Genomic DNA, 16,189 nt, shown 5'->3' with positions numbered 1-16,189 from the left:
ATCTCATGAAAATAACTAATTAGTCAATTATCAACCAATCAATTTCTTCATTAATTCATTGACTTGTGCAGGGTTGGCTTTACCTTTTGCAGCTTTCATTACTTGACCCACAAGACCGTTAAAGGCTTTCTCTTTACCAGACTTATATTCCTCAACCATCTTCTCGTTCGCAGCAAGCACTTCCTTAATAATCGCTTCAATTGCGCCTGTATCAGTTTCCTGTTTCAAGCCTTTCTCAGCAATAATTTCGTCCGCAGATTTGCCTTCGTCCCACATAAAGCCGAATACTTGCTTCGCGATCTTACCGTTAATCGTGTTGTCCACGATACGCGCGATCATACCGCCAAGTTTTTCAGCAGATACAGGAGAATCAGCCAAATCTAAGCCTGCTTTGTTTAATGCACCTGAGAATTCGCCCATCACCCAGTTTGCAGATACTTTACCTTGTGCAGCACCGCCAGCAGCCTTAACGACTTCTTCATAAAACTCTGACATTTCACGAGTCAGCGTTAAAACGTGCGCATCGTACTCAGTCACAGCAAAGTCAGCCACAAAACGCGCACGACGTGCAGCAGGAAGCTCAGGCATAGTCGCTCGAATCGCTTCGATTTGCTCGTCGGCAATAATTACAGGCAACAAGTCTGGATCAGGGAAGTAGCGGTAATCGTTCGCTTCTTCTTTAGAACGCATTGAGCGCGTTTCCATCTTCACAGGGTCGAACAGACGAGTTTCCTGATCAATGGTGCCGTCCCATTCCAGAATTTCCATTTGACGTTCAATTTCAACATTGATTGCCTGTTCAATGAAACGGAATGAGTTGAGGTTTTTCAGTTCACAACGTGTACCGAATGGTTGACCCGGACGACGTAAAGACACGTTACAGTCAGCACGGAACGAACCTTCTGCCATGTTACCGTCAGAAATGCCTAACCAGCGCACCAGCGTGTGAATCGCTTTAATGTAGGCAACCGCTTCTTCAACCGAACGCATATCGGGTTCAGATACGATTTCAAGCAGCGGCGTACCTGCACGGTTTAAGTCGATACCTGACATACCTTCAAACTGGTCATGAATCGATTTACCAGCATCTTCCTCAAGGTGTGCACGGGTTACGCCAATGCGTTTAGTGGTGCCATCTTCAAGTTGGATGTCGATATGACCCAAGCCCACAATCGGGTTGTCCATCTGGCTAATTTGATAGCCTTTAGGCGAGTCAGGGTAGAAATAGTTTTTACGTGCAAATACAGATGCTTTGTCAATATATGCATCGATACCCAAACCAAAACGAATTGCAAGATCAACCACTTCTTTGTTGAGTACTGGCAATACGCCCGGCATCGCTAAATCAACCAGGCTGGCTTGTGTATTTGGGTCTTGACCAAAAACAGTTGAAGAACCTGAGAAAATTTTAGTATTGGTTGCCAGCTGAGTGTGAATCTCGATACCAATAACGACTTCCCAACCATCAATCAGGTTTGATTTAGGTTTCTTTTGAGCTTGAGCCATTATGCGTTCTCCTCAGCAATTGCAGCGCGTTTTGTATGCCAATCCGTTGCTTGTTGGTATTGGTGTACCACAGACAACAATTGAGATTCTGACCAGTAGTTACCAATCAATTGTAAGCCAACCGGTAAGTTATCTTTGTCAAAACCAACAGGCGCGTTAATTGCAGGAAGACCTGCCAAGTTTACCGCGATAGTGTAAATGTCACCTAGGTACATTTCAACTGGGCTTAAGTTTGCACCAATTCGGTATGCAGTTGTAGGCGCAGAAGGTGCTGCGATCACATCCACAGACTCAAAAGCTTTTAAGAAGTCTTGTTGAATTAAACGACGGACTTTTTGTGCTTTCACGTAGTAAGCATCGTAGTAACCCGCAGAAAGCGCATAAGTACCGATCAAGATACGTTGCTGAACTTCTTTACCAAAACCTTCTGAACGAGAGCGTTTGTACAAGTCCATAATGTCTTTTGGATCTTCACAGCGGTAGCCATAACGCACGCCATCAAAACGTGACAAGTTTGAAGATGCTTCAGCAGGGGCAATTAGGTAATAAGTTGGAACATAAGCTTCTGTCATGTTGAGGTCAATCTCAACCAACGTTGCACCCATTTCTTCTAACTTTTTAAGCGACTCTTCAACACGTGCTTTTACGTCAGCATCTAAGCCGTGAACATTGAAGTACTGTTTAGGAATACCAATGCGTAAACCTTTAACTGATGTACCGTTCAGGTTTGCCACATAATCATCAACGTCTTTGTTTACAGAAGTAGAATCTTTTGCGTCATGACCTGCCATCACGTTCATCAGGTAGGCACAGTCTTCAGCCGAACGTGCTATTGGACCACCTTGATCTAAAGATGATGCATAGGCAATCATACCGAAACGCGATACACGACCATAAGTTGGTTTCAGGCCAGTCAAACCACAGAAAGACGCAGGCTGACGGATTGAACCACCAGTATCGGTGCCGGTTGAAAATGGTGCAAGGTCAGCCGCTACAGCCGCAGCAGAACCACCTGAAGAACCACCGGGAACGTGATCCAGTGCCCAAGGGTTTTTGGTCGCGCCAAAGTAAGATGACTCGGAAGTTGAACCCATGGCAAATTCGTCCATGTTCACTTTACCTAAAGTCACCAGGCCCGCAGCTTTACCTTTCGCTACAACGGTCGCGTCATAAGGAGAGATAAAATTGTCCAGCATTTTAGAACCGGCAGTGGTTTTAATGCCTTGGGTACAGAAAATATCTTTATGTGCAATTGGAACACCTGTTAAGGCAGTTGCATTGCCAGCTTTAATTGCAGCATCAGCAGCGTCGGCTTGGGCCAATGCCTGCTCGGCAGTGACAGTCACATAAGATTGTACTTGAGCATCGATTTTTGCAATGCGTTCTAAATAATGTTCAGTCAATTCGCGAGACGAAAATTTAGCCCCAGCTAAACCTTCGGAAAGTTCACGAATCGATAAGCGATGTAAATCTGTCATGAGAAATATTTCTTTACGTTTAATTTAATAAAATGATTTAACTGAATAAAGATTATTCAATCACACGTGGAACAAGGTACAAGCCATCTTGGGTTGCCGGTGCAACAGCTTGATATTCTTCACGATGATTTTCTTCAGAAACCACGTCTTCACGTAAGGGCTGTGGATGGTCAAATGGACTTTTAAGCGGCTCGACATTTTCAGTGTCAATGCCTTTTAAGGTTTCCATCATGCCTAAAATTTTATTTAGACTTTGAGCATATTCAGCAGATTGCGTATCATTTAGCGACAATCGGGCCAGATGTGCGATTGCTGAAACTGTTTTTGCATTTAAATCTGCAGAATGCTGTGCATCCGATGTAGACATAATATTACCTAATCAGTATTAAAAAAATTCAAAATATCGTGCGTTATAATAAGCGATTGACTTGTCCAAATCATCACATTTAGTTAAAGTTGCCACCTTGCGTCCACATAAAGTTTAATCGAGAACGTCTCCGTGATTCTAAAAAGACTAATTGGCTTGTTTTCGCCCGATCTAGCCATTGATTTAGGTACAGCAAATACACTTATTTATGCACCAGGACGAGGCATTATATTAAATGAACCGACGGTTGTGGCCATCCGTCACAGCGGTTCACAGAAAATCGTTGCCGCGGTTGGTCTTGATGCTAAACAAATGCTCGGTCGTACACCTGCAAATATTTCTGCAATCCGCCCGATGAAAGACGGGGTGATTGCCGATTTCGAAGTGACCGAAACCATGTTGAACCAGTTTATTGGTAAAGTACATGAAAAGCGTCTTTTCCCACCTGCACCGCGTGTTGTAGTGTGTGTACCGTGCAAATCAACGCTGGTTGAGCGCCGTGCCATTCGTGAAGCGGTATTCAATGCTGGCGCACGTGATGTCCGCTTAATTGAAGAGCCAATGGCTGCTGCAATTGGTGCCGGTATGCCGGTTGAACAGGCCTGTGGTTCGATGGTGGTCGATGTGGGCGGTGGTACCACTGAAATCGCAATTATTTCATTGCAGGGCTGTGTTTACGCAGATTCACTCCGTATTGGTGGTGATGTCTTTGATGAACAGATCATTAACTATGTACGTAAAGCGCATGGCTGTGTGATTGGTGAAACCACTGCCGAAGTGATTAAAAAAGAAGTGGGTATGGCACTTCCGGATGAAGGCGCGAAGCCGCTGGAAATTGAAGTGCGTGGCCGTAACCTAGCTGAAGGTGTTCCTCGTGCCATCACGGTGACTTCAGACGAAATTACCCAAGCGATTTCAGACCCATTACAAAATATTGTCTCTGCGGTTAAATCTGCACTTGAACAAACCCCGCCTGAACTGTCTTCTGATATTGCAGAACGTGGCATTGTGCTGACTGGTGGTGGCGCACTACTTCGTAACCTCGACAAACTTCTTGCGCAAGAAACCGGTTTGCCTGTGGTTGTGGCTGAAGATCCGTTGACTTGCGTGACTCGTGGTGGTGGTAAGGTACTGGAATTCTTCGATAATCCAAATCACGACATGTTATTTGTAGGTTAAGTTAGGGACCAGGCGGTGCAAACACAACTGTTTTCTCGACAACCGCCATCTTTTCGCTCATTTATCATTGCGGTGATTACATGTCTGGTGGTGCTGTTTTTTAACTGGCGCATGCCGCATGTGATTCAGCCCGCACGTGATGTCTTGTATGCGGCATATAATCCTATTTATGCCCTTGCAAGCTATCCAGTGTTATCGCGAGAATGGCTCAATCAACAAACCAAGTCTGAAGCCCAGTTACGTCGTGAAAATACCGCGATGCAAGCCGAGTTATTACAGGCTCAGGTTCGTCTGCAAAAATTATCTGAACTTTCTGCCGAAAATACCCGTTTAAGAGGTCTGCTGGATACGCCTTTGATTATTGATGGGCGCATGGAAATTGCAGAAGTCATCGGTACAGATGCCGATCCATTACGGCATATTATTGTGATTAACCGTGGTTCCAACAGTCAGCTCAAGGTCGGTCAAACCGTACTGGACGATAAAGGAATTATGGGGCAGATCATCAATGTCAATTCGCATAGTAGCCGTATTATGTTGCTGTCCGATAAAGAACATTCTCTCTCTGTGCGTTTGGAACATACCGGGATGCGTGCCATTGTATCGGGTACAGGTGATTTAGGTCATTTGAAGATGGAATATGTTCCGACCAGTGCCAATGTCAAGGTGGGTGAAAAAGTGTATAGCTCAGGTCTGGGTGCACATTTCCCTGCAGGCTATCTGGTTGGCACGGTGTCTAAAGTTAACCGGCATAATTCGGGTGAATTTGCCCAGATTGAAGTCATTCCAGCCGCACAATTGGCCGGTGGACATCATGTCGTTGTCCTTTTTTCTGATTCATTAGCGATGGAGCAGCCACATGCCACTCGCTAAATTAAGGGCTGAAAGCAATCGGGATCCTTTAATTGCGATTATTGTTTCAGTCATTGTCTGTTCGGTGCTGATGGTTTACCCACTGTCTTATGCCGTGTCAGGTGCACGTCCCTTATTCATGTTGCTGCTCATGCTATTTTGGGTGATGTGCCAACCTACATGGTGCGGAATCTGGTTTGCCTTTGCCACCGGCATGTTTACCGACTTGCTGGTGGATGCCCCTTTAGGTATGAATGCACTAAGTTTTGTGTTGATTACCTTTATTGTCCGGTTTTTAACCCGTGAACGACGTATCATGACCTTTGGCAATCTCTGGGTGATTAGCTTTCTGGCAGTAATGGCACATTTATTTGTGATCTGGATTGCCCAAACGATGGGTGGCTTGCAATTTTCCATTACCCGACACTGGCAGCCTTTATTGAGCAGTGTGCTGGTTTTCCCTGTCATGTATTTTATGCTTAAAAAATGGCGCGTTTAATTCTGGCTTCGAGTTCTCCACGCCGTCGGGAACTGCTGCAACAGTTAGGTTTAGAATTCGAGATTTATGGTCCGGATATCGATGAATCTATTCTTGACGGAGAAGATGTTGCCGCCTATGTCGAGCGTTTAGCCTGTAGCAAGGCTCAAGCTGTATTGGAGCAATTTCCGGATGCCATCGTCATAGCCGCTGACACCAGTTTAGGTGTGGATAATCAGATTTTAGGTAAACCTGAATCAAAACAACATGCTTTTGAAATGTGGCAGCGCATTTCCGGGCGCAAGCATGATGTCTTTTCAGGTGTTTGTGTGCGTACAAGAACAGAAAAATCAAGTATAGTGGTACGAACACAGGTTGAGTTTCAAAAGTTAAGTCTCAATGATATGGAAGATTATTGGGCAACAGGGGAACCCTTAGGAAAAGCGGGTGCTTATGCCATTCAAGGCATCGCAGCGCGTTATATTCCCCGTATCGAAGGCAGTTATAGCAATGTCGTGGGCTTGCCTTTACATGAAACCGTACAGTTATTACAGGCAGTTAAGGCACTAAATTAACTGACCTCAAAAAAGAATTTTTATAATGTTTTGAGTTTTATTATGTCTGACGAGTTGTTGATTAACGTCACACCTATGGAATGTCGTGTGGCCTTAATCCAGAACGGCACGGTCAATGAATTATTTGTTGAGCGTACGGTTAAGCGTGGATTGGTGGGCAATATTTATAAAGGTAAAGTGGTGCGTGTACTTCCGGGTATGCAGGCTGCTTTTGTCGATATTGGTCTTTCTCGAACCGCTTTTCTGCATATCAACGATATGGTCTGGCCCCGCAATCAACCAACCCCTAATGTTTTTGAACTGCTGCAACCCGGTCAAATTCTCACGGTGCAAGTGATGAAGGATATGCTGGGGACCAAAGGGGCGCGTCTTTCTACCGATCTTTCCATTCCTTCACGTTATCTGGTATTGATGCCTTATGGTCATCATATCGGTGTATCACAACGCATTGAATCAGAAGAAGAACGAGACCGGCTGCGTTCGATGATCGAACGCATTCAAAGCGAGCATAAATTACCCGGCAGCGTCATTGTCCGTACTGCGGCAGAGGGGATTCCTGAAGCTGAAATTGCACAGGATATGGCGTATTTGGCCAAGCTTTGGGAATTTATTCAACGCAAGCAAAAAAGCATTGCCGTCCCTTCACTGATTTTTGAAGAACTGCCGCTGCCACAGCGGGTCATTCGTGATTTGGCCAATGAAGATACTTCTAAAATCTCTGTCGATTCACGCGAAATACATGCCAAGTTGCAAGAATTTGTGCAAGAGTTTGTGCCGAGCATGCAAGACCGGCTGGTTCACTATCCGGGTGAACGTCCCATTTTTGACTTGTACAATGTTGAAGAAGATATTCAGAAGGCCCTGCAAACACGCGTAGCATTGAAGTCGGGTGGCTATCTGATGATCGACCAGACTGAAGCTATGACTACCATTGATGTCAATACCGGTTCCTACGTCGGTGGCCGGACTTTAGAAGACACCGTATTTAAAACCAATATGGAAGCGACTCAAGTCATTGCCCGTCAGCTGCGCTTACGTAATTTGGGTGGCATTATCATTATTGACTTCATTGATATGCAGGAAGCCCAGCATCGTGAAGAAGTCATGAGCCAGTTTGAGCGTATGCTGGAACGTGATCATGCCAAAACCAAAATTACCCAGGTTTCAGAACTGGGCCTGGTGGAAATGACCCGAAAGCGTACTCGTGAATCTTTAGAACACTTATTATGTGAATCGTGTCCAACCTGTCAGGGACGGGGTTATGTGAAAACGGCAGAGACAGTGTGTTACGAGATTTTTCGGGAAATTTTAAGATATGCACGTGCTTTTGAATGTAAAAGTGGTTTTACTGTGGTGGCACACCCATCGGTGATTGACCGATTGTTAACAGCGGAAGCACCTGCAGTGGCCGATTTAGAGCACTTTATAGGGCGTATCATCAAATTTCAGGTGGAAAATCTGTATACGCAAGAGCAATACGATATCATTCTGAGCTGAAATTGTAACAGAATATCGTTAAACACTTGTTACATCTGAAATTTTACTTTTTAGGCTGAATTTTGAATACTAGTCATACACAAGTAGCCAAAGCCAAAATCTCCCAGTTTTGGTTTAGCAAACAAGAGGTATGACATGAGTATAAGCCAAGTAGCAGTTCAACAAAATACGAAAGTTACAGATAATAAAATGAGCCAAAACGGTTATATCGTCAATGAGCAGGGTAAAGAAGTTCAAATTACAGCGGCCATGATTCATTCAGTTTGTCATCAACTATTAAATCAATGTCGTGCAATTAAGAATTAATTTCGTGCAATAGAAAATAAAGGGACCTCTAAAAGGTCCCTTATTTTATTTATTATTCACTCTTTGGAAGCTGCGGTTAACTCACCGCTTTTAACTTTTTTGGTGGAATATCTTGACCTACAATTTCTTCAAAGCGCTGAATTTCATCTTCCAGGTGCGTGAGCAAGTTTTGCATTTTCGGTAAGGCATTACGACAACCGGTTAACCCCACTTCCAGTTTATCCAAATAGCTGGTCATGGTAATATTCAGTGCCTGTCCATCCAGTACAATTGAAGCTGGATAGAGTGCATCCAGTTTTGCACCATTCCAGTATAGCGGTTCGCGTGGCCCTGGCACGTTAGAAATCACAATATTGAACGCTTGGCGTTTTGGCATCATTCCCGAGACAATATTTAAACCAGCTGCACCGTAAACTAATGCGCTATAGTTTAAAATTTGATTTGAATTCATGCGTTTGAACCGCTGCTTGGCATTTAACACACTACGGCGAATAATTTGCAGGCGTTCTAAAGGTGTATCTTTATGCGTACCCAGATTAGCCAAAATCATGGTAATACGATTTGAAACCTCAGAATCATCATCACGAATTGAAGCCGGAACCATAGCAATCAGCGGTTTTTTCGGCAATGCGTGATGACTGATCAAATACTCACGCAGTGCGCCAGAACAGATGGCCAAGACTACATCATTGATGGTGACACCCAGTGCTTTTGCAATTTTGCTTAAGCGGCCCAATTCAAAGGATTGTGCGGCAAAACGGCGTGATGAACTGACTCGTTGATTTAAAATGCTACTGGGTGCCTGGAAACTGGAAACATAGTCAGGATTGCGCCCCATATCTTTGCAGATGGTTTGCGATAGTTCATACATGACTTTAGGGGTCGCTTCAAATTGTGATTTTACAGCCCCCATGACTTTCTTTATACGACTTGCTTTCGGTTCTTTTAATCGTTTAGCACGAGGACCTTCGACACACCAGAGTGGCACAATACTCTTGGCTTCTGGATCATAGGATAGTGATTTTTCTACTAAACGCATACCGGCAATACCATCAACCATAGCATGGTGAATTTTAAAGTACATGGCAAAGCGGTTGCCTTCAATGCCTTCAATAATGTTGCAGGTCCAGAGTGGTTTGGCACGATCAAGCAGTGCGCTATGTTCTTGTGAAATATAAGTCAGTAATTCACGGATTCGACCCGGGTGCGGTAGTGCAATGTGGCGGAAATGATGGTCTAGATCAAATTCTTGGTCTTCATCCCAAAATAGGCCATTGAGTTTATTATTAAAAGGCGCAACAGGAAGACATTTGGATTTACGAATATCAGCAACGAGGTCTTGAATAAATGTATCAGGTGCATTGTCAGGAATTTGAAACAGGAACAGCCCACCGACGTGCATCGGTTGCTGACGCTTTTCAAGCGACAGAAAAATAAAATCAATTGGGTGTAATGGACGCATAGCGTTGAATGCCTCACTGCAATTTTGTGCCTGTTCTTATATGAACAGGCTTGTTAGAATTATATAAAAGAGTGTTTTTAGTATATCTTTTTTCAAAAAGAAATGAACTGCTTTATGTGTAATGATAAGTTAAAAAAATCACTGAATAACAGTGATTTTTTTAACTATTATTTTAAATTTCCTGCATGTAACCCGCATTCTTTATGGGTCGCTTCTTCCCACCACCAGCGGCCTTCACGTTCATGCTGATTTGGCAATACAGGACGGGTGCAGGGCTCACAACCAATCGAAATAAAGCCACGCTCATGCAACGGATTATAAGGAATTTCCATCATGCGGATATAGTTCCACACGTCGGAACTTGACCAGTTTGCCAAAGGATTATACTTAATCAGCTGTTTTCCTGGACCTGAAAAACCAACATCTGCTTGCACCACTGGAATTTCATTACGAGTCCCCGGACTTTGATCTTTACGTTGACCGGTAATCCAGCCATCCAGTGTAGCCAGCTTTTTGCGTAAGGGTTGAACTTTACGGATACCGCAACATTCCTGATGGCCATCCTGATAGAAGCTGAAAAAACCTTTTTCAGTCACCAGTTCTTGCATCGCTTCTGTTTCAGGGAAACAAATTTCGATCTCAATATTATAATGTTTACGGACCTGGTCGATAAATTGATAGGTTTCTGCATGTAAACGACCTGTATCGAGACTGAAGACACGAAAAGGTTTGCCCAAATGAGAAGCCATATCAATTAAAACCACATCTTCAGCACCTGAAAATGAAATGGCAATTTCACCTTCTTGACTTAAAGCAAGTTCCAGAATCTCGCTGGGAGATTTATCAGCATATTCAGATGCAAGTGCATCAACAAGGTCAATGGTCGGGATTGTAGTCATGACAGTTCCTGGCGTATAGGCTTGGACACTTAAAAACCTATATTAGTTTAATTCACAATGATTTTAATGGAATTGAAATAATCTGCTTAGCACTAAAAAATAAATGCTTATGAATAAAATAGATTTAAAAAACAGCCCCTGAAATCTCTATTTTTAAGCTATCATAACGCAAAATTTTTTACTGACATTGGGAGAGCCCATGGAAATCGTATGTCTTGATCTTGAAGGGGTGTTGGTTCCGGAAATTTGGATTAACTTTGCCAAGAAAACTGGAATTAAAGCGTTGGAAGCCACTACACGTGATATTCCAGACTACGATGTGTTAATGACGCAGCGCCTGAATATCTTAAAAGAGCATGGTTTAGGCTTAAATGATATTCAGGAAGTAATTGCAGAGATGGGGCCTTTCCCTGGGGCAAAAGAATTTGTGAAATGGGTGAGTACACATTTTCAATTGATTATTCTTTCCGATACGTTCTATGAGTTTGCTCATCCTTTAATGAAGCAACTGGATTGGCCAACCATTTTCTGTCACAAGTTAGAAACTGATGAAAATGGTATGATCACAGCTTATAAACTTCGTCAGCCGGATCAAAAACGCCAAGCAGTTAAAGCCCTGCATGGTTTGAACTTCCGTGTGATTGCAGCAGGCGATTCTTATAACGATACTACGATGCTGGGCGAAGCAGACCACGGTTTCTTGTTTGATGCACCGGAAAATGTCATTGCTGAATTCCCTCAGTTCCCACCGATTCACGGTTATGACGCGTTAAAAGAAGCGATTCGTAATGCGTCAGTGCGTAATATTCCAGCATAAATCCTTATATTTATATAAGTAAAAAAGGCGTACCCATCGGGTACGCCTTTTTTTAAACATATAAAATATGTTTAGAATTTATAACCTACATTCAAACCATAAGCGATAGCATGGTTATCCGCAAATTGTCCTGCTTGGGTGTGCGCTCCAGTCACAGCATCAGCATCACCTAACCAGAAATATTTCACACCTGCTCCGATAAAGTAATTTTCAGCAGGGGAGAAGCGCACACCTGTTCCCAGATTCCAGTAGCCTTCGGTTGGACCAAGGGTAGTGACTGGATTACCCGCACCTGAATCCCAGCCTACAGAGACATTGGCACCCCAACGTTCATTCAGTTTACGGCCTAGGCCTACTGTTGCAGAAATTTGATCGTCTTTATAGTCAATTAGATTAAAGCCATTCGGTTTTCCCGGTACCAGACCTGCTTGTCCAAGCATTTGAGAGAGTTTTCCAAAATTGTAGGGTTGAACTTTAAAATTAGACCAATCCACCCAACGCAGATTTGCAAAGGCAACAGTGTCCGCCATAATGCCGCTCTGTAAATCAACATTGACAGATTGTGGCGTGGTTAATTCAGTTTGTCCTGAAGATGCATTCAAGGCAGTCATTGCATTATCTAATAGGGTATTGCCTGTCATGCCTGCAGCATTAAAGCGTTCATAAGCATTGATCTTGTGCTTGATTTCTGAACGATAGGTGACGGAAGCTTTGAGTGCAATTTCCGGAATTTGATATGCAACACCTGCTAACCAGCCTGCCGACTCATCTTCACCCGTTCTGAAATCGTAGCCATTAAAAGCACTATAGGTAGTACCACGAAGTAGTACTGTACCATCCACAGTTTGATATACGGCACCTGCATATAAGTTCCAATTCTGAGTCGGTTGGTAGCCTAATATGAGATTTAAGTTTTGTGTATCTACTTCGACAGAGGTGCCACCTTTAAAAGGAACAGGATGATTTTCTACAAAATTATTATTTCCAGAGTATTCTGCATCCGCACCATAAGGTTGATCGTAAATTAAACCTACAGAAAAGTGTTCATTCGCTTGAACTTTCAAAGCAGCATGTGGGAAATAGTAGTCACCAGCCATATCTGTAGCCGTATTTCCAGACTTATCTTTACCTGAAACTTCAGGGTCTAAAATAGAAATGCCTGCTTCAAAATAATTTCCGGGTTGTAAAAATGCGGCGATAGATTGACCTGAGCGATCTAAGCCAGCGGCAAATACTGAAGTAGATGGAAGTAAGCTAATTAAAACTGCTGAATATATTTTGTTGAGCTTCATGGTTCTTTCCCTGATGCCATTTTGTAACTAAAAGTGCTTGAAAAGTAACATAAATAAAAAAAGAGTAAATACTCTGCTAGAGTTTAATAATTGACTTGTAAGCACACAAATGATGCTTGATAGAGTAATAATTCTATTTTTGTTAAGTTATCTTTATGATTTTTAAATAAAAAGAAAATTATGAAGAATGAAGTAAATTTCAAAATAAAAAATTAACCGTTTGATGGAAAATACAGCTATTAATTTATAAATGTATATTAAATGCTAATCAAAGACTGAAAAAAGACCATTGCGAACAATGGTCTTTTATTGTTTGGTTAAATAAAATTAGAAGCGGTAACCAATTTTTAAGCCGTATGCAAGTGCATTGTTGTCTTCAAAGCTAGCAACTGTATTAGGAGTACCAAATTGTGCGCCAGATTGTGCTTTAGCATCACCTAACCAGAAGTATTTCACACCACCCGCGATGAAGTAGTTTGGTGCTGGGCTGAATTGTAAACCTAAACCAACATTCCAGTAACCTTCTGTTGGACCAAGGGTAGATACCGGATTGCCTGCACCAGTATCATAACCTACGGAAACGTTACCAGCCCATTGCTCATTCAGTTTACGACCAACACCAACAGTTGCAGAAATTTGATCATCGGAATATGCAACTAAATCAAAGCCATTTGGTTTTCCAGTTGAAGCTACAACAGGTGCTTGTACACTAGCTGTACCAAATTTAGGTGGGCGAATGGAGAAGTTAGACCATTCAACCCAGCGTACATTAGCAAATGCTACGGTATCTGCCATGATGCCGGTTTGGAAATCCAGGTTAACAGATTGTGGTGTCGTGATTGAAGTACTTGAATTTGGTTGTAGGTTAAGACCAGCAAATAAACCTGTATTAAAAGTTTCGGTGGTTTTTGCATCATGGTCAATTTCAGAACGATAGGTTAAAGATGCTTTGAGAGCAATATCAGGAATTTGATAAGCAAAACCAGCTAACCAACCGACTGAACCGTCTTCTTCCATATTGGCATTATAAGAGCCAAATGTACTGCTACCGCCATATGCTAGACCACGTAATTGAACGTCACCTTCAACAGTTTGATAAACTGGACCTGCATAAAAATTTAAATTTTTATTTGGTTGGAAACCAAATAGCATTGATATATTTTGTGTTTTTACTTCAACTTTAGTTGATTCAGAACCATTATGGAATAAACCTTGACCTTGAAATGCGGCTAATGCACCTGGTAGTACAGCAGGTGAACTTGAGTCTGTGGCTGAATAAGTTGCATCAGCTCCGAAAGGCTGATCGTAAATTAAGCCAAAAGAGAAATTATCAGTAAGCTGTAATTTTAATGCTGCACTTGGAAAATAATAATCATCTCCCATATCTGATAAGTTTGTATTTTGAAGCCCAATAGCACTTGCTGGAGCTGCTGGGTTTGGAGTATATCCATTATTTACTTTACCTGAAACATTTGGATCTAAAACAGAAATACCCGCTTCGAAATAGTTACCCGGTTGTAGGAAGGCTGAAATAGATTGACCTGAGCGATCTAGTGCAGCTGCAAATGCACCTGTCATTGGTACTGTTGCAAGAATCATTGCGGTACTAAGAGTTTTTAATTTCATTTTGTGTCTTTCCTTGAGGTACAAATTTTATTACGGCTGATTTGTGTTTTTGAATGCGCTAAATTTATTTTCCTAATATCAGTTATATAACCAGATATCATTTGTTACTCCATGTGACAAAAATAGCACAATAAAAAAAAGAGTAAATGCTCTATAAAAAACTATAGAGTTTAAAAAATGAACGTATTAGAGTTTTTAGTCTAAATTTATACTAATAGTTTACTTTAAACAATTGAAAAATAATTAATTAAACTAAATTGATAATTATTTTATGTGAATATTTATTTGATTAAAAAATGACCATTTATCATAAAAAGTATCGTATTTTTATGTGATAGAGTTCTCTCTTCAAACGTAATAATTGAAATTTAAAAAACAGGAGGTCAGGAAATTTAATTTTTTAAATATTTTTTATTATTAATTGCAATTTGGGAATTTTAAAATACTCGTCTCATTATCTGACTAAGGGAAAGTTTAAATATAGACAGGTAGGGAAGCGAGATCTGGCAAGCTGAATAGGGCTTTAGATTATTTTTATTAAAAATTCTAGGGTGAAAAGTATTGTGCGCCCTGCGGGACTCGAACCCACGTCGGTCGCTTAGGAGGCAACTGCTCTATCCAGTTAAGCTAAGGGCGCAATGCGCAGCTAATGTAGCGCAAATACCGGTAAAAAAAAAGTTATCGTCGAAACAATAACTTTTTAAAATGATTTTTATGTTTAAGATTTCTTCGTCTTTAGGCTTTTAAATAGGCCAAACATCAGCACTATCCAGACGGGAATCATCAATACGGATTCTTTAAAACCTTGGGTCCACATAATATAAAGTACTGTCGCAATAAAGATCAGTACCACATAATTGCTGACAGGAGCCCAGAGTGCAGGGAACTTGGTTTGAATCGCAGCGTTTTTGACAGCCTGTTTGAATTTCAGATGTGTCAAACTAATCATGGCCCAGTTGAGTACCAAGGCACCTACGACCACATACATCAAGTGGCCCAAAGCGTCTTCTGGGACAAAGTAGTTTAAAAGCACACAACCGAAAATGAGCAGGGCTGAGAATAAAACAGCGGGAATAGGCACACCTTGTTTATTTACTTTCATGAACGCTTTCGGTGCATTGCCTTGCTGTGCCAGACCATACAGCATACGGCTATTCGCATACATACCGCTGTTATAAACAGACAGTGCCGCAGTCAAGATAATGAAATTGAGTAGATGTGCTGCCCAGCCAATTCCGAGTTGACTGAAAATCATTACAAATGGACTTTTATCCATACCACCCAGTTCCAGCTGGTTCCAAGGTACTAAGGATAAAAGAATCGTGAGTGAGCCAATATAGAAAATCAGAATACGGAACACGACCTGGTTAATGGCCTTAGGAATGGTCTTTTCCGGGTCTTTGGCTTCTGCAGCCGCCATACCAATCAGTTCAATACCGCCAAAGGCGAACATGAGGAAAGCCAGCATATAGAACAGGCCTTCAAAACCATTCGGGAAGAAACCGCCATGTGACCAAAGATTGCTAAATGAAGAGGTTGATCCTGCATCTGCGGTCAGTAATAAATACAGGCCGAAAACAATCATGGAAATCACGGCAGTCACTTTAACAATGGAAAGCCAGAATTCGGATTCGCCATAAAACTTGACATTGCCGAGATTGACCAGAGTAATGACAATGAAAAAGAACAGTACCGAAGCCCATGCAGGAATATGCGGCCACCAGTAATTAATATATAGGACTTACGCATTGACGGATTCAAAAAAGTATTAAAATACTTTATAAAGTATCTGTGATCAGACGAATTAAAAATGCTTCTACAGCAACTTGTACTCTACCCATTTATATGGGCTTTC

At 42.0% G+C, this 16,189-nt stretch carries 14 protein-coding genes, 1 tRNA gene and 1 pseudogene; 7 read left to right on the top strand and 9 right to left on the bottom strand.

What is annotated here, in order from left to right:
• Window positions 1-30: 30 nt before the first annotated feature.
• The 3 genes from gatB to gatC are packed head-to-tail and all read right to left on the bottom strand — an operon-like array spanning window position 31 to window position 3,351.
• Entirely contained in the window at window positions 31-1,506 is a 1,476-nt protein-coding gene (gene gatB, locus FTU91_RS09220) for an Asp-tRNA(Asn)/Glu-tRNA(Gln) amidotransferase subunit GatB (protein WP_180081938.1), read from the bottom strand.
• Window positions 1,506-2,984 (bottom strand): Asp-tRNA(Asn)/Glu-tRNA(Gln) amidotransferase subunit GatA, encoded by a 1,479-nt coding sequence (gene gatA / locus FTU91_RS09215; RefSeq protein ID WP_180081937.1) that lies wholly within the window; start codon window positions 2,982-2,984, stop codon window positions 1,506-1,508. Before gatA ends, gatB begins: the two co-directional genes overlap by 1 nt.
• 52 nt (window positions 2,985-3,036) lie before the next feature.
• The gene (gatC, locus tag FTU91_RS09210; RefSeq protein WP_086174772.1) at window positions 3,037-3,351 is read right to left on the bottom strand and encodes an Asp-tRNA(Asn)/Glu-tRNA(Gln) amidotransferase subunit GatC; all 315 of its coding nucleotides are present in this window, start codon (window positions 3,349-3,351) and stop codon (window positions 3,037-3,039) included.
• 132 nt (window positions 3,352-3,483) lie between these two features.
• Between gatC and FTU91_RS09205 the strand changes: the two genes are divergently transcribed.
• The 6 genes from FTU91_RS09205 to FTU91_RS09180 all read left to right on the top strand — a co-directional run bounded on the left by FTU91_RS09205 (window position 3,484) and on the right by FTU91_RS09180 (window position 8,238).
• The gene (locus FTU91_RS09205) at window positions 3,484-4,530 is read left to right on the top strand and encodes a rod shape-determining protein (protein ID WP_086196910.1); all 1,047 of its coding nucleotides are present in this window, start codon (window positions 3,484-3,486) and stop codon (window positions 4,528-4,530) included.
• 15 nt (window positions 4,531-4,545) lie between these two features.
• Window positions 4,546-5,403, top strand: a complete 858-nt coding sequence (mreC, locus tag FTU91_RS09200) for a rod shape-determining protein MreC (protein ID WP_086196909.1) — start codon at window positions 4,546-4,548, stop codon at window positions 5,401-5,403.
• The gene (gene mreD / locus FTU91_RS09195; RefSeq protein WP_086196908.1) at window positions 5,390-5,881 is read left to right on the top strand and encodes a rod shape-determining protein MreD; all 492 of its coding nucleotides are present in this window, start codon (window positions 5,390-5,392) and stop codon (window positions 5,879-5,881) included. Before mreC ends, mreD begins: the two co-directional genes overlap by 14 nt.
• Window positions 5,869-6,435, top strand: coding sequence for a Maf-like protein (locus tag FTU91_RS09190; RefSeq protein WP_180081935.1), 567 nt, complete (start codon window positions 5,869-5,871; stop codon window positions 6,433-6,435). Before mreD ends, FTU91_RS09190 begins: the two co-directional genes overlap by 13 nt.
• Before the next feature lie 42 nt (window positions 6,436-6,477).
• On the top strand, window positions 6,478-7,932 hold the full coding sequence (gene rng, locus FTU91_RS09185; RefSeq protein WP_180081933.1) for a ribonuclease G: 1,455 nt from the start codon (window positions 6,478-6,480) through the stop codon (window positions 7,930-7,932).
• 135 nt (window positions 7,933-8,067) lie between these two features.
• Window positions 8,068-8,238, top strand: a complete 171-nt coding sequence (locus FTU91_RS09180) for a PA1571 family protein (protein ID WP_086196905.1) — start codon at window positions 8,068-8,070, stop codon at window positions 8,236-8,238.
• Window positions 8,239-8,314: 76 nt separating this feature from the next.
• Here the strand turns inward: FTU91_RS09180 and FTU91_RS09175 are convergent, their stop codons facing one another.
• A complete protein-coding gene (locus FTU91_RS09175; RefSeq protein WP_086196904.1) occupies window positions 8,315-9,700 on the bottom strand; it encodes a wax ester/triacylglycerol synthase family O-acyltransferase in 1,386 nt (461 codons plus the stop codon).
• A gap of 167 nt (window positions 9,701-9,867) precedes the next feature.
• Window positions 9,868-10,599: a phosphoadenylyl-sulfate reductase gene (locus tag FTU91_RS09170; RefSeq protein ID WP_180081931.1), complete on the bottom strand. Its 732-nt coding sequence runs from the start codon at window positions 10,597-10,599 to the stop codon at window positions 9,868-9,870.
• 199 nt (window positions 10,600-10,798) lie between these two features.
• Here FTU91_RS09170 and thrH point away from each other — a divergent pair, with 199 nt between their 5' ends.
• Window positions 10,799-11,416: a bifunctional phosphoserine phosphatase/homoserine phosphotransferase ThrH gene (gene thrH, locus FTU91_RS09165; RefSeq protein WP_086196902.1), complete on the top strand. Its 618-nt coding sequence runs from the start codon at window positions 10,799-10,801 to the stop codon at window positions 11,414-11,416.
• Window positions 11,417-11,487: 71 nt separating this feature from the next.
• Here thrH and FTU91_RS09160 read toward each other — a convergent pair whose 3' ends face one another.
• The 4 genes and pseudogenes from FTU91_RS09160 to FTU91_RS09145 all read right to left on the bottom strand — a co-directional run.
• The gene (locus tag FTU91_RS09160; RefSeq protein ID WP_180081929.1) at window positions 11,488-12,708 is read right to left on the bottom strand and encodes an OmpP1/FadL family transporter; all 1,221 of its coding nucleotides are present in this window, start codon (window positions 12,706-12,708) and stop codon (window positions 11,488-11,490) included.
• A 327-nt stretch (window positions 12,709-13,035) separates the two neighbouring features.
• Complete coding sequence (locus FTU91_RS09155; RefSeq protein WP_166171227.1) at window positions 13,036-14,334, bottom strand: OmpP1/FadL family transporter; 1,299 nt, start codon at window positions 14,332-14,334, stop codon at window positions 13,036-13,038.
• Between the two features lie 564 nt (window positions 14,335-14,898).
• Window positions 14,899-14,971: transfer RNA gene (locus FTU91_RS09150), tRNA-Arg, on the bottom strand.
• 81 nt (window positions 14,972-15,052) lie between these two features.
• Window positions 15,053-16,069 (bottom strand): annotated as a pseudogene (locus FTU91_RS09145) (amino acid permease); the annotation flags it as partial.
• Window positions 16,070-16,189: the final 120 nt, after the last annotated feature.

This window comes from Acinetobacter sp. YH12201, from assembly GCF_013418145.1.
In the GTDB taxonomy this organism is placed as follows: domain Bacteria; phylum Pseudomonadota; class Gammaproteobacteria; order Pseudomonadales; family Moraxellaceae; genus Acinetobacter.
Note: the sequence above shows the minus strand (reverse complement) of the source record. Positions and strands in the feature narration are given on the sequence as shown.

Coding starts and splice junctions, on each gene's coding strand:
- FTU91_RS09180 (WP_086196905.1), top strand. CDS start 8,068: ATGAGTATAAGCCAAGTAGCAGTTCAACAAAATACGAAAGTTACAGAT.
- FTU91_RS09170 (WP_180081931.1), bottom strand. CDS start 10,599: ATGACTACAATCCCGACCATTGACCTTGTTGATGCACTTGCATCTGAA.
- rng (WP_180081933.1), top strand. CDS start 6,478: ATGTCTGACGAGTTGTTGATTAACGTCACACCTATGGAATGTCGTGTG.
- gatA (WP_180081937.1), bottom strand. CDS start 2,984: ATGACAGATTTACATCGCTTATCGATTCGTGAACTTTCCGAAGGTTTA.
- FTU91_RS09190 (WP_180081935.1), top strand. CDS start 5,869: ATGGCGCGTTTAATTCTGGCTTCGAGTTCTCCACGCCGTCGGGAACTG.
- thrH (WP_086196902.1), top strand. CDS start 10,799: ATGGAAATCGTATGTCTTGATCTTGAAGGGGTGTTGGTTCCGGAAATT.
- FTU91_RS09160 (WP_180081929.1), bottom strand. CDS start 12,708: ATGAAGCTCAACAAAATATATTCAGCAGTTTTAATTAGCTTACTTCCA.
- FTU91_RS09155 (WP_166171227.1), bottom strand. CDS start 14,334: ATGAAATTAAAAACTCTTAGTACCGCAATGATTCTTGCAACAGTACCA.
- gatB (WP_180081938.1), bottom strand. CDS start 1,506: ATGGCTCAAGCTCAAAAGAAACCTAAATCAAACCTGATTGATGGTTGG.
- mreD (WP_086196908.1), top strand. CDS start 5,390: ATGCCACTCGCTAAATTAAGGGCTGAAAGCAATCGGGATCCTTTAATT.
- gatC (WP_086174772.1), bottom strand. CDS start 3,351: ATGTCTACATCGGATGCACAGCATTCTGCAGATTTAAATGCAAAAACA.
- FTU91_RS09175 (WP_086196904.1), bottom strand. CDS start 9,700: ATGCGTCCATTACACCCAATTGATTTTATTTTTCTGTCGCTTGAAAAG.